The organism is Pseudarthrobacter sp. HLT1-3 (genome assembly GCF_059383535.1).
In genome coordinates this window covers 134,827-148,215 of sequence record NZ_JBWZCJ010000003.1, presented here as the reverse complement: position 1 = coordinate 148,215, position 13,389 = coordinate 134,827, and the positions used below count along the sequence as shown (strand labels likewise).

The window sequence follows — 13,389 nt, the reverse complement described above, 5'->3', positions numbered from 1 at the left end:
TCAGTGCCGATCTGGGGAAGGGGTGGCGGTGGTGTCGGCGGCCGGGGTGGCAGCCTGGACGGTGTCGGGGCGGGCGAACCCTGAGCCCAGCAGGCTCATGCTATCGATCAGGAGTTGCCGGAGGGTTGACAGGGAATCCGGCGTCAGCGATCCGCCGCAGCGGGCGAACCAGACGTCCATCGCGGCTTTGCCGCAGGAGATGACGGACCCGGCAAGGGCACGGAGGTACAGTTCGTCGAGTTCGACGCCGCCCCCGCTGACGCGCTCGCGGGCAGCGGAAATGATTTGCGCCGTGCAGTGGTCCCAGGCTTCCAGCTCGGACCGGCTGAGCTGCGGATTGGCCTGGCCAAGGCTGTACAGCTCCGCCATCGGCGCCACCGTCATCGGGTCGGCGAGTTCGACGAGGGCGGCCCGGGCCGACTCCAGGAAAGGTTCGCTGGCGGGCCTGAGCCGGAACTGCTGAAGCGCCGTGTCCAGGAAGCCGAACGTGACGGCGGCGATGGCGGCTTCGGTGCTGCCGAAGTAGTTGAAGAACGTCCGCCGGGAGATGCCGGCGGCGTCGGCGATGTCCTCGACGGTGAAGTGGCCGGGGCCCTGGGATCGGAGCAGCGCCAGGGCGGCGCCGGTGATGGCCTGGCGGGTGGCTGCTTTGTTCAGTTCGCGGCGCGACGGCGCCCCCGGCGCGGAACCCGGCGCGGGGGGCGTGGCGGCGCGGGAGGGGGATGTGGACACGCAATTACACTACGTGCATGTTTGCACTCAGGGCAACTTTTCCCATTTGCCTTCACAGGAAGATGAAAGGTTCCCAACAGCTCCGGCTGAAGCGGCCGGCGGAGACTTGAACTACGTCTTGGAAGAGACAACCACCAACCGCAGCCATCACCGTGCTGCAGACCAGGAGACAGCACATGTCACGCACCAAGAGAATAACGCTCGCCATCTCCGCCGGGGCTCTGGCCCTGGGCGCAGGCCTTGGCGTTACCGGGATGGCCTCAGCAGCCACCACTCCCACTCCCAGCACCAGCGCTTCGGCAGAGGCGACACCGGGCACCACCGACGGCCAGGGTATGCGCGGCGGCCACGGACCCGGCCGCGGCGGTGAGCGCGGCGTGGCCCAGGCTGCCGAATTGGCTGCCAAGCTCGGCGTGGACGAGGCCAAGGTGACCGAGGCCCTCCAGGCCTTCCGCGAAGCCAACAGGCCGACCACCCCGGCCGAAGGCACCAAACCGGACAGCGCCACCAGGGACGCGGCACTGGCAAAGTCGCTGGCGGCGTCGCTCGGGATTGAGGAATCCAAGGTGACCGCGGCGCTGGCGGAACTGCGGACTGCGGCCCAGGCCGACCGCGCGGCGGCGTTGAAGACCAAGCTGGATAAGGCTGTCACCGACGGCACGCTGACCCAGGCCGAGGCTGACGCCGTCACCAAAGCCGTCGAGAAGGGTGTGATTGGCGGAGGGGGCCACTAGGGACTTTTCGCCCGGCCGTTCCTGACGCGGCCTAACGGAAGAGGGCGGCTTAACTGAAGAAGTCCCCGGGAGCTTGAACTGCTCCCGGGGATTTCTTTGGTTGAGCCTGGTGCGGTCGGTTACGCCTTGGCGCCGGCCAACGCGCGGCCTTCCGGCGACGCTGCGGGAACGGCGGCAGCGGACGGAGCGGCATCGGCGGAATCCGCGCCGCCTGTACCGTCGGCTGTGTCGTCGGCTGTGTTGTCGACTTCGTCGGCGAACGGGTCACCGTTGCGCGGTGCGTTGTACAGCGTCTCGTCGAGGATGCCCTGGCGCTTGGCCACGATGGTGGGGATCAGGGCCTGCCCGGCCACATTGACGGCGGTGCGGCCCATGTCCAGGATCGGGTCGATCGCCAGCAGGAGCCCGACGCCGGCCAGCGGCAGTCCCAGTGTGGAGAGGGTCAGGGTCAGCATTACAACGGCGCCGGTGGTGCCGGCGGTTGCGGCGGAGCCCAGCACGGAGACGAGGGCGATCAGCAGGTACTGGGTGAAATCGAGCTCGATGCCGAAGAACTGCGCCACGAAGATCGAGGAGATGGCCGGGTAGATCGCGGCGCAGCCGTCCATCTTGGTGGTGGCGCCCAGCGGCACGGCGAACGAGGCGTAGGCGCGGGGGACGCCCAGGCTGCGTTCGGTCACGCGCTGCGTCAGCGGCAGGGTACCCACCGAGGAGCGGGAAACAAAGGCCAGCTGCACGGCCGGCCAGACGCCGGAGAAGTACTGCTTGATCGAGAGTCCGTGGGTGCGGACCAGGATCGGGTAGACGACGAAGAGCACGAGGGCCAGGCCCACATAGATGGCAAAGGTGAACTTGCCCAGGGAGCCTATGGTGTCCCAGCCGTAGATCGCCACGGCGTTGCCGATCAGGCCGACGGTGCCGATCGGGGCGATCCGGATGATCCACCAGAGGACCTTCTGGATCACAGCAAGGGCGGAGGCGTTGAGGTTCAGGAAGGGCTCGGCGGCCTTGCCGACCTTGAGTGCTGCGATGCCGACGGCGATCGCGATCACAAGGATCTGCAGGACATTGAAGCTCACCGAGGTGGTGGCGACGCCCTCCGTGACGGTGGTGCTGGCACCGAGTCCCAGGAAGTTCTTCGGGAACAGGCCGACCAGGAAGGACCACCAGTCGCCGGACTTGCCCGAGTACTTGGCTTCCTGGGTGATGCCGGTGTTGGCGCCGGGCTGCAGGAGCACGCCGAGTCCGATGCCGATCAGTACCGAGATCAGCGCGGTGATGGCGAACCAGAGCAGCGTGTTCCAGGCGAGCTTGGCGGCGTTGGAGACGGCCCGCAGGTTCGAGATGGAGCTGACGACAGCGGTGAAGATGAGAGGGACGACGGCGGTCTGAAGCAGTGAAATATAGCTGGAGCCGATGGTCTGCAGCGTGGCGCCGAGGCCGTTGGGGCTCGCCTTGGTGCTGCCCGTGTACTTGGCCAGGAGGCCGAGCCCCAGGCCCACGATCAGGGCGGCGATGATCTGGAAGCCGAACGAGCCGGCCCATTTGGGCAGCTGGAAGCCGGTCTTTCCGGCGGGTGCGGGGGTGCTTGTCTGAGTGCTCACTGGAACACGCTAGATCCGGCGCCACTATCACGGCGAACGGATGTTGAGAAACATTACGTGGCCAATTTTCGACCACAAGCACTGAATCACTGGGATTACGCCGAAAAACTGCCCCTTTGTGAAGTTATTCCAACCCCGGGTGTGGCGATTGTCTCGTGAGGTGTGGGCCCTTCGGGACGGGGCGCGGCTACTCCAGCAGCGCCCGCCTGAGGGTGTCGAGACCGACCGAACCGATGTTCAGCGACTTGGTGTGGAAGGCCTTGAGATCGAAACCGGGTCGGGACTCGAGCTCGGCGCGGATCTGCTCCCAGAGCCGCTGGCCGACCTTGTACGACGGCGCCTGGCCCGGCCAGCCGAGGTAGCGGGTGAACTCGAAGTGAAGCTGGCCCTCGCTGATCGCAAGGTTTTGCTTCAGGAACTCGTACCCCTTGTCCGGAGTCCAGGTGCCCGACCCCCAACGCTCGGGCACCTCCAACTCCAGGTGGACACCGATGTCGAACACCACCCGGGCGGCGCGCATCCGCTGCATGTCCAGCATGCCCATGTGGTCGCCCGGATCCTTCAGGTAGCCCAGCTCCTGCATCAGCTTCTCGGCGTAGAGTGCCCAGCCCTCGCCGTGCCCGGAGGTCCAGCAGACGTTCCGGCGCCACTTGTTCAGCAGCTCGCGGCGGTAGGTGGCGGTCGCCACCTGCAGGTGATGCCCCGGGACGCCCTCGTGGTAAACCGTGGTGGTCTCGGCCCAGGTGGTGAACGTGTCCTCGCCCGGCGGCACGGACCACCACATGCGGCCCGGGCGGCTGAAGTCGTCCGAGGGGCCGGTGTAGTAGATGCCGCCCTCGTCGGTCGGGGCGATCCTGCACTCCAGGGTTTTCATAACATCGGGAATGTCGAAGTGTACGCCGGCGAGGTCGGCCACGGCCCTGTCGGAGAGATCCTGCATCCACACACGGAGGGCCTCGGTGCCCTGGAGCTGCCGGGCAGGATCAGTGTTCAGGACCTCCTTGGCTTCCGCAACGGTGGCGCCGGGGCGGATCTCCCCGGCCACCCGCTCCTGTTCGGCGATCAGGCGGTCGAGTTCCTGCACACCCCAGGCGTAAGTTTCCTCGAGGTCCACCGTGGCGCCGAGGAAGGCACGGGATGCCAGGGAGTAGCGCTCGCGGCCGACGGCGTCCCGCTCCGGGGCGACGGGCAGCAGTTCGGCTTCCAGGAAGCCGGCCAGCCGGGAGTATGCCGTGCGCGCGTCGGCAGCGCCGGCGTCGAGCCTGGCCTGTACATCTGCGGGCAGCGGGCCGTCCGCGGTTTTGGCGTTGGCGGCAAGCTTCGCGAAGAAACCGTCCGCTGCGGCGTACTTGGTGGTCTGTTCGATCACGATCTTCACCTGGCGGGCGGCGGCGACCTTGCCATCGTCCTTTGCGGCGCGCAGCGCCACGATGTAACCGTCCAGGGCTGCGGGGACGTTGTGCGCGCGGCCGGCGATGTGGGCCCACTGCGCGGCGGTGTCCATCGGCATCAGGTCGAAGATCGCGCGGATTTCCTGGGCGGGGGAGGCGATGTTGTTCAGGTCGGCCAGCCCCCAGCCGGATTCATGGAGCTCCAGCTGCAGTCCGAGGCGCTCCCGCATGGCGTCCAGGGTGACGGCGTCGACGTCGTCCGCCGGCTCCAGGCCGTCCAGCGCGGCGAGCGCCTCCCGCGCGGCAGCCGCGAACTCCTCATGCCCGGCGGGGGAGAAATCCTGGTACTCGGTTTCGTGCCCGGGGAGCCCGAGCTCGGTGGCGAAGCTCGGGTTAAGCCGGATCAGGGTGTCCGTGAAGGCATCGGCGACGGCGTCGATGGCGGTGTGCGGGCGCCCGGGGGCAGTCTGTTCAGGGGTTTCGATAGTCACCCGAAAGAGACTAGCCGGGCTCCGGCTGTTATGAAAGGGTTGCTGCACTTTTCCTGCGGGACATTCTGTGCGGACGTCCCGCAGGGGCGTCCGCACCTTGGGTGCGTCAGCCGCGGCTGCGCTTCCACGAGCCGGGGCCGGGCTTCGGTGCGAGCTGCAGCTGCTGCCGGCGGATCCAGTGCCGGGCGCCAGGCTTCTCCGGTGCAGCCGCTTCGCCGCTGCCCAGGGCGAGCACGACGGCGGTCAGCGCCGCGAGCTCCTCCGGCGTCGGCTCGCCCTTGACGACGGCGAGCAGGGGCTGCTCCGCCGGCGTCGACTCCTCAGGCTCAACCGACGTCACAGCGGAATGTTCCCGTGTTTCTTGGCGGGCAGGCTGGCGCGCTTGTCCCGCAGGGCACGCAGTCCCTTGATGATCTGCACCCGGGTCTCTGACGGGGCAATGACGGCGTCCACGTAGCCCAGCTGGGCAGCCTGGTACGGGTTGAGCAGCTCTTCCTCGTACTGCCGGATGACCTCGGCGCGTTTGGCCTCGACGTCGCCGCCGTCCTCCGAGACCGCGGCCAGTTCGCGGCGGTAGAGGATGTTGACGGCGCCCTGGGCGCCCATGACGCCGATCTGCGCGGTGGGCCAGGCCAGGTTCAGGTCCGCACCGAGCTTCTTGGAGCCCATCACGATGTACGCTCCGCCGTAGGCCTTGCGGGTGATCACGGTCAGCTTCGGCACCGTGGCCTCGGCGTAGGCGTAGAGCAGTTTCGCGCCGCGGCGGATGATGCCCTGGAACTCCTGGTCCTTGCCCGGCAGGAAGCCCGGCACGTCCACCAGGGTGATGATCGGAATGTTGAAGGCGTCGCAGTGCCGGACAAAGCGGGCGGCCTTCTCCGAGGCGGCGATGTCCAGCGTGCCGGCGAACTGCATCGGCTGGTTGGCCACGATGCCCACGGTGTGGCCCTCGATCCGGCCGTAGCCGATCATCACGTTCGGCGCGTAGAGGGACTGCATTTCCAGGAAGTGCGCGTCGTCCACGAGCTGTCCGACGACCTTGCGCATGTCATAGGGCTGGTTGGCCGAATCCGGGATCAGCGTGTCCAGGGCGAGGTCGTCGGCGTCGAGCTCCAGCTCCTGGGAATGCTCCAGCACCGGGGCCTCGGCGAGGTTGTTGGAGGGCAGGAAGTCCAGCAGTTCGCGGACGAACTCGATGGCGTCGGCCTCGTCGGAGGCGAGGTAGGTGGAGGTTCCCGTGGTGGCATTGTGCTGGCGGGCGCCGCCCAGGGTTTCCATGTCCACGTCTTCACCGGTGACGGTCTTGATCACGTCAGGGCCGGTAATAAACATGTGCGAGGTCTTGTCCACCATGACCACGTAGTCGGTCAGCGCGGGGGAGTAGGCCGCGCCGCCGGCGGACGGGCCCATGATCAGCGAAATCTGCGGTACGACGCCGGAGGCGTGGACGTTGTTGCGGAAAATGTCCGCGAACATCGCCAGCGAGGCGACGCCTTCCTGGATCCGGGCGCCACCGCCGTCGAGGATGCCGACCACGGGGCAGCCGTTGCGCAGCGCGAATTCCTGGACCTTGACGATCTTCTCGCCGTTGACCTGGCTGAGCGAGCCGCCATAGACGGAGAAGTCCTGGCTGTACACGGCCACGGGACGGCCGTCCACGGTGCCGTAGCCGGAGACCAGGCCGTCGCCCAGTGGCTTCTTCTTCTCCATTCCGAATGCGGTGGAGCGGTGCACGGCGAGGGCGTCGAACTCGACGAACGAGCCGACGTCGAGCAGCAGGTCGATGCGCTCGCGGGCGGTGTTCTTGCCGCGTGCGTGCTGCTTCTCGATCGCTTCCGGGCCGGAGGGCTGTTCAGCACGGGCCTGGCGGTCGCGGAAGTCGGCAATCTTTCCCGCGGTCGTGGTCAGATCGTGGCTCATCAAGTGTCTCCGGCTCTGTAGCTTCTGCTGAATCGTGTGCTGCGGTGCTGCGGTGCTGCGGTGCTGCGGTGCTGCGGGCCCGGTCCTGCGTGGCGCTTTAGCTGGTATCCACAAAGGCGGGGCCTTGATGGCAAGTCTAGTGACGCCAAAGGCGCATGCCGCTGTAGAAAACCTACAATATTCGGCCCGACTCTCACCGGCACCGCCACGTCGGCGCTGGCGGAAGTTGCCGTCAGCCCGCGACGCTCCAGCCCAGTTGCCCGCGGATTGCCCGGCTTGAGCCCCCGGGATTGCGCGGGCCCGGCGGGCTATTCCGGGCTCAGCCGGAAAGCAACTGGGCAGGAGCGTCGGTAGGCCGCGCCAAGGGTGCACACACCGCGGCGCATCGTTGTTACTCGCCGGTAACATAACTCCGCTAGAGTGTCCTCATGACTTCGAGCAATGATGCTTCGGGCACCGCCCAGCAATCCCAGCAACACGGGCCCTACCAGGCCGCCGGTTCCCTCCAGGGCCGCACGATCCTCATCTCCGGGGGAAGCCGCGGCATCGGCCTGGCCATCGCGACCCGCGCAGCCCGCGACGGCGCCAACATCGTCCTGATGGCCAAAACCGGCCAGCCGCACGCCAAGCTGGAAGGCACCGTCTACTCCGCCGCCGAACAGATCGAGGCAGCCGGCGGCCAGGCCCTGCCGCTGGTCGGCGATGTGCGGAACGACGACGACGTCGCCGGCGCGGTGGCCGCCGCCATCGAACGTTTCGGCGGAATCGACGTCGTCATCAACAACGCCTCCGCGATCGACCTGTCCCGGACCGACGGCGTCGACATGAAGCGCTATGACCTGATGCAGGACATCAATGTCCGCGGCACCTTCCTGCTTTCCAAGCTCGCCCTGCCCGCGCTGCGGGAATCCGACGGCGGCCAGATCCTGACGCTCTCCCCGCCGCTGAACCTGGATCCCAAGTGGGCCGGGATGCACCTGGCGTACACGATGGCGAAGTACGGCATGAGCCTGACCACCCTGGGACTGGCCGAGGAACTCAAAGTCGACGGGATCAACGTCAACTCGCTGTGGCCCTGCACCCTGATCAACACCGCCGCCATCCGCAACATGCCGGGCGGCGAAAAAATTGTCCAGGGCGCCCGCGGCCCCGAAATCATGGCGGACGCGGCGCACGCCGTGCTGACCAGCAGCAACGCCATCCCGGCATCCGGCAGCTGGAGCGGCAACTTCTACACCGACGAACAGGTCCTCGCCGCCGCCGGCGTCACGGACTTCACCCCATACAGCCTGGGCGCCCCGGAAGACCGGCTGATCCCTGACATCTTCCTCTGAGTTTCCGGAACATCCACGCTGCCTGCGCCCTGGCCGGCGCCGGGGGCGCCGTGACTCGGTAGGATTCAAGGCATGGAAGCCGCGCAGGAAGCCCCGGACCGACCGCCCCTCGATGTGAACGCCCTCGGTGACGAGTCGTTCCTGGCCGCCCACGGCATTGCCCGGCTCACGGTGGTCGAATCCACCGGCTCCACCAACGCCGACCTGCTCCGCGGCGTCACCGAGGATCCCGGGGCGTACCCGGACCTCACCGTGCTCACCGCCGAATTTCAGAGCGCCGCGCGCGGCCGCCTTGACCGCCACTGGGAGGCCCCTGCCCGAAGCTCCGTCTCCGTCTCGCTGGTGCTCCGCCCGGTCAACGCCGAGGGGCGCCCGTTGCCGACGCACAGCTACTCCTGGCTCTCGCTGCTCTCGGCACTGGCCCTGCGCGAGGCGCTGCTGGAGACCGCGGGAATCCCGGCGGAGCTCAAATGGCCCAACGACGTCCTGGTCCGCGGCCGGAAGATCGCCGGCATCCTCGCCCAGCTGGGCCCGATGGCCGGCGGCGCCGTGCCGGCCGTAGTGCTGGGGACCGGACTGAACGTCAGCCTCACCGAGGCCGAACTTCCGGTGCCGACCGCCACCTCGGTCCTGCTGGAACACCCCACCACGGTGGACCGGACCGTGCTGCTGAAGAGCTACCTGTCCCGGTTCGCCACGCTCTACCGCAGCTTCTGCAACGCCGACGGCGATCCCGCCGCCGGGATGGCCGGCGGCCCCTCATTGCACAAGCGGGTCGAGCACCTGCTGACCACGCTCGGCAAGCAGGTCCGCGCCCAGCTGCCCGGCGACCACGAAATCATCGGCCACGCCACGCGCCTGGATGAATACGGCTCGCTCCTGGTGGTCGATTCCGGCGGACATGAACACGTCGTGACGGCCGGCGACGTCGTGCACCTGCGGCCCTGGACACCGCCGGGCCAGGCCGGCGGCAATCCGGGCACCGAAAGCGGTTATGCGTAAAGAGCTTCTCCCCGGCGAGCAAGTGATTGTGGTGACCCGGCCGCAGCCCCGGACCCTGATTGTCCCGGCGCTGGTGTTTATTCTGGTTCCGGCGCTGGCCGCCTACGCCAGCGCCTGGATCGTGAAGGGCGGCCCGGCCCAGTTCGTCCCGCTCATCAAAGGCTCGGCCAAGGAGTGGACGCCCTGGCTGATTGGGGCCGCCATTGCGCTGGCGGCCTGGGTGCTGCTGGGCTACTGCATGCCGCGGGTCATGACCTGGCACGCCACGAAGTACACCCTGACGAGTCAGCGCCTGGTTGTCCGGTACGGCATGCTGCGGAGGCGCGACCAGCAGGTTCCCTTGGCCACTGTCCGTAATGTGGTCATTGATCAGTCGTTTCTCCAACGCGTATTGCGATCGGGGAACATATCCTTGGAGACCGGACACCCCGGCCGCACCGTGGTGCCCGACGTCCCGGAGGTGGCGACGTTTCGGAACTACGTCCTCGACGCCATCAACGATCTCCCGCCGGAGGGGATCGCGGGCTCCGAGGGCATGATGGACTACCCTGATGCGGCGTGGCCGTGGGAGACGAGAGAAGGTGGAAGAGATGAGCGCTGAGAACGTCCACCAGGACACCGGGCTCCTGGACGAGGAACCGTCACAGGTTCCGGACGCCGTCGTCGAGACCGCCAGCCTCCAGGAAGCCGTCCTCGATTCCGTGGCCAGCCGCGAGGACGAGGACGCTGCGGAAGGCGCGGCCAACGCCGAAGCCTGGCTCCCTGATTCCTCCGACACTGACGTCACGGTTGAACCGGGAACCGACGCCGCCGATTCTGATTACGACGACGACGCCGATCCGGACGCCGCGACCGGAACCGACGCCGAGCCCGACGCCGACGCCGGGCCGGCTGCCGACGTCGCGCCTCCCACCGGCACAATGTCCGCCGAGCGCATCGCGCTGAAGGCCCTGGAGCAACGGCTGCTCGGCGGGGAACGCAAGCTCCGCCGGCGCGAAGTCGCCGCCGGCGCCGGGCTGTCCCTGCTCTCCGCCCGCAAACTCTGGCGGGCCCTGGGGTTTCCCAACATCGGGGACGAGGACGTTGCCTTCACCGAACGTGACCAGGCTGCGCTGAACACCGTTGTGGACCAAGTCCGGTCCGGCAAGCTCACCGAGGAAGCCGCGATTTCCGTCACCCGCGCCATCGGCCAGATGACGGACCGCATGGTGGTCTGGCAGATCGAAGCGCTTGTCGAGGACATGGTCCACCAGCAGGGCGTCACCGACGCCGTGGCGCGCAAACGACTGGTCAGTGAACTGCCTTCGCTCGTGGACGCGATGGAGGAAATGCTGCTCTACTCCTGGCGCCGCCAGCTCAACGCCGGTGTCCAGCGCCTCGCCGTGCGCGCCGAGGCCGGACTGGCGTCCAGCGAGGAAGGCCGCGAAGGCGACGAGGACGACGCTCCGCTGCCGCTGGCGCGTGCTGTCGGGTTCGCGGACCTGGTTTCCTACACCAGCCTGTCCCGCAGAATGAACGAAAAGACCCTCGCCCAGCTGGTCCAGCGCTTCGAGAACAAGTGCGCCGAGATCATCTCGGTCGGCGGCGGCCGCCTGGTCAAGACGGTCGGTGACGAAGTCCTGTACATCGCCGAGACCCCAGCCGCCGGCGCGGAAATCTCCCTCGCCCTGTGCCAGGCGTTCACCGAGGACGAGATCCTTCCGCAGGCCCGCGTGGCCATGGTGTGGGGCCGTATCCTCTCCCGGCTGGGCGATATCTACGGCCCGACAGTGAACCTGGCGGCCCGGCTCACGGCGCTGGCCGATCCGGGGACCGTGCTGGTGGACTCCATGACCGCATCCGCGCTGGAACACGACGAACGGTTTGTGTTGCTTCCGCGCCCCGCCGAGGACGTCCGCGGCTTCGGCGAAATCCACCCGGTGGAGCTGCAGCGAGGCAGCGGACGCGGACTGGTCCTGGATTAATGCGGCTCTGAGCTGCGTCGATGCGGACCTCCGTTGAACTCCTGGCCGGGCGCGCTGGACGCCGTCGAGAGGAAGGGCAGCCCTGGCTGTTCCCGCCGGGGTCCCTGCTGGCTGCGGAAACGCCTGCCGCTCCAGTGGAATCCGGTCCGGCGGCGGCACATCAACTTTGGTGCTGCTGCCGACACCGCGGCCGACGCCAGCCAGACTGCCAGGGAGAACCGGAACCAGCCATGACCGACGACGCCGAGGGCTGCCTGCGTTGCAAGCGGCCGCTCCGCCCGCTGCCTGCCTTCCGTACCTCCTCCGGCACACCGCGGAGCAACCGTGCTGCGCGGAACGTCCGCAAGGCGCCGGAGCTTCCGCAGCCCCGCGGACCGCAGCGCCTCCCCCCCGCAGGACCCCGTTGGGGCTCCCGCCGGGAATCCCGGCGTGGGGCACACCGGCATCGGGCATCCCGGCCTGATCCCCGGTAGTATCCCCGTAACACAGGGCCCGGCCACGGGCCGTGGCCGAGGGGGAGGTGCAGACCTACCTCCACCTCCTCGCCGGAAGCGGGGGGAGCCTGGGTCACGGACCGCAACTCCACAACGACAGCGCCGTCACCACCCCGGACGGGATCCGTACCGCCCTCGTGGCGGGGGAGCCAGTCCACGTCCAACCAGGTTCCACCGTGCACTTCGGTGACCGCTCCTTCTACCTAGGACAGGCATGAACTCCCAGCCCGCCGTTCCACCCCCAACAGGTTCCGACACCGCCCCGGTGCCGACCCTCGGCAGTCCGCCCAGCGGTGCCCCCAGCGGTGCCCCCAGCGGTGCCCCCGGCCTCCGGCTCAATTGCGGCTACGGCACGGACCGTGGCCTGCGCCGCGAAATGAACGAGGATTCTTTCATTGCCGCCGACCCCGTCTTCGCAGTAGCGGACGGGATGGGCGGGCATGAAGCCGGCGAAATCGCGAGCGGAATCTGCGTGCGCACCCTCGCCCGGATCCCGCAGCTGGCGAGCGGGGAGCGGGACGCCACTGCCGGCATCGTGCAGGAATACCTGCAGCTGGCCGATGAAAGCATCCGCGAAGCCACTGGTTCCCGCGCCGGGACCACACTTTCCGGCGTGGTCGTGGTGGAGCAGAAGGGCGTCCCGTACTGGCTGGTCGTCAACATCGGCGACTCCCGGACCTACCGGCTGAGCCAGGGCAAGCTCAGCCAGGTCAGCGTCGACCACTCCGAGGTCCAGGAACTGGTGGACGCCGGTCAGATCAGCCCGGCGGAGGCCGCCGTGCACCCGCGGCGGCACGTCGTCACCCGTGCGCTCGGCACCGGCGACGAGATCGAGGCTGACTACTGGCTGCTGCCCATTGAGGAAGGCGACCGGATCCTGGTCTGCTCCGACGGGCTCAACGGCGAACTCGACGACAACCGCATCTCCAACATCCTGCGCTCCAGGACGGACCCGCAGGCGGCCGTGGATGAACTCATCCAGGCGGCCCTGCGCAGGGGCGGTCGGGACAACGTCACCTGCATCGTGCTGGATGCCAGCATCGTCGGCAATGACGACGGCGTCGCCCTGACAGCGCCGGGCAGCGCCGCCGCTGCGGCGGACGAGGACACCCTTTCCCGCACCGATGCCCTGGACCTGGCCCCCAACGGCGAACCGGTTTCCGGGTCCGGCCAGCGGTAGGCGCGCCCGGACAGCGCGGCCGGCCTGATCGAATCCGTGGGGTATGCGTGGCGGCACGGCAACGCACTCCTGGCGCCACTTCAGTGTATCGATCATTATCGATACACTGAAAGGGTCGCTGTCCACGAATGCCAAGGAGAACCGCATGCCTGCTATCCGAATCTACGAATCCGCTCTCTGCTGTGACACCGGTGTCTGCGGCCCGGATGTGGACCAGTCCCTGGTGGATGTGACCGCGGATGTGCGATACCTCCAGGGCCTCGGTGCCGACATTGCCCGCCACAACCTCGCCAGCGAACCGACCGCCTTTGCCGAGGATGAGACGGTCCGTGGGTTTCTGCACCTGGTCGGATCCAAGGGGCTTCCACTCACCATCGTCGACGGCGTTACGGTCGCCACCGGCACGTACCCGAGTCGGGGACAGCTGCTGGGGTTCGCCGGACTGGATGAAGTCCACGTTGACCCGCAGTCCCGCCCGGAACTCGGCCTGAGTGAAAAGTCCGGCGGCTGCTGCGGCGGCGCAACGAGCTGCTGCTAGGTCCC

The 13,389-nt window shown here is 68.0% G+C and carries 12 protein-coding genes and 1 pseudogene; 8 read left to right on the top strand and 5 right to left on the bottom strand.

Translation table 11 applies throughout. The features are described from left to right. Complete coding sequence (locus AC50X9_RS04005; protein WP_494890473.1) at positions 1–732, bottom strand: TetR/AcrR family transcriptional regulator; 732 nt, start codon at positions 730–732, stop codon at positions 1–3. Positions 733–908: 176 nt separating this feature from the next. On the opposite strand from AC50X9_RS04005, the gene AC50X9_RS04000 reads away from it, so the two are divergent. Further along, on the top strand, positions 909–1,466 hold the full coding sequence (locus tag AC50X9_RS04000; protein WP_494890471.1) for a hypothetical protein: 558 nt from the start codon (positions 909–911) through the stop codon (positions 1,464–1,466). Positions 1,467–1,585: 119 nt separating this feature from the next. On the opposite strand, the gene AC50X9_RS03995 is transcribed toward AC50X9_RS04000, so the two are convergent. From AC50X9_RS03995 to AC50X9_RS03980, 4 genes are all read right to left on the bottom strand, one after another. Continuing rightward, entirely contained in the window at positions 1,586–3,070 is a 1,485-nt protein-coding gene (locus tag AC50X9_RS03995; RefSeq protein WP_494890469.1) for a dicarboxylate/amino acid:cation symporter, read from the bottom strand. Positions 3,071–3,257: 187 nt separating this feature from the next. After that, positions 3,258–4,952 (bottom strand): DUF885 domain-containing protein, encoded by a 1,695-nt coding sequence (locus AC50X9_RS03990; protein WP_494890467.1) that lies wholly within the window; start codon positions 4,950–4,952, stop codon positions 3,258–3,260. A gap of 106 nt (positions 4,953–5,058) precedes the next feature. Next, positions 5,059–5,292 (bottom strand): acyl-CoA carboxylase subunit epsilon, encoded by a 234-nt coding sequence (locus AC50X9_RS03985; RefSeq protein WP_494890465.1) that lies wholly within the window; start codon positions 5,290–5,292, stop codon positions 5,059–5,061. Continuing rightward, on the bottom strand, positions 5,289–6,872 hold the full coding sequence (locus AC50X9_RS03980) for an acyl-CoA carboxylase subunit beta (protein ID WP_494890463.1): 1,584 nt from the start codon (positions 6,870–6,872) through the stop codon (positions 5,289–5,291). Before AC50X9_RS03980 ends, AC50X9_RS03985 begins: the two co-directional genes overlap by 4 nt. Before the next feature lie 428 nt (positions 6,873–7,300). Here AC50X9_RS03980 and AC50X9_RS03975 point away from each other — a divergent pair, with 428 nt between their 5' ends. From AC50X9_RS03975 to arsD, 7 genes and pseudogenes are all read left to right on the top strand, one after another. Next, positions 7,301–8,206: an SDR family oxidoreductase gene (locus AC50X9_RS03975; RefSeq protein ID WP_494890461.1), complete on the top strand. Its 906-nt coding sequence runs from the start codon at positions 7,301–7,303 to the stop codon at positions 8,204–8,206. Between the two features lie 72 nt (positions 8,207–8,278). Further along, positions 8,279–9,208: a biotin--[acetyl-CoA-carboxylase] ligase gene (locus AC50X9_RS03970; protein WP_494890459.1), complete on the top strand. Its 930-nt coding sequence runs from the start codon at positions 8,279–8,281 to the stop codon at positions 9,206–9,208. After that, entirely contained in the window at positions 9,201–9,809 is a 609-nt protein-coding gene (locus AC50X9_RS03965) for a PH domain-containing protein (protein WP_494890457.1), read from the top strand. Before AC50X9_RS03970 ends, AC50X9_RS03965 begins: the two co-directional genes overlap by 8 nt. Next, entirely contained in the window at positions 9,799–11,172 is a 1,374-nt protein-coding gene (locus AC50X9_RS03960) for an adenylate/guanylate cyclase domain-containing protein (protein WP_494890455.1), read from the top strand. Before AC50X9_RS03965 ends, AC50X9_RS03960 begins: the two co-directional genes overlap by 11 nt. Before the next feature lie 523 nt (positions 11,173–11,695). Further along, positions 11,696–11,884 (top strand): annotated as a pseudogene (locus AC50X9_RS03955) (RDD family protein); the annotation flags it as partial. Continuing rightward, positions 11,881–12,846, top strand: a complete 966-nt coding sequence (locus tag AC50X9_RS03950) for a PP2C family protein-serine/threonine phosphatase (protein WP_494890453.1) — start codon at positions 11,881–11,883, stop codon at positions 12,844–12,846. The pseudogene AC50X9_RS03955 and the gene AC50X9_RS03950, both read left to right, overlap by 4 nt. 145 nt (positions 12,847–12,991) lie before the next feature. Next, complete coding sequence (arsD, locus tag AC50X9_RS03945; RefSeq protein WP_494890452.1) at positions 12,992–13,384, top strand: arsenite efflux transporter metallochaperone ArsD; 393 nt, start codon at positions 12,992–12,994, stop codon at positions 13,382–13,384. Positions 13,385–13,389: the final 5 nt, after the last annotated feature.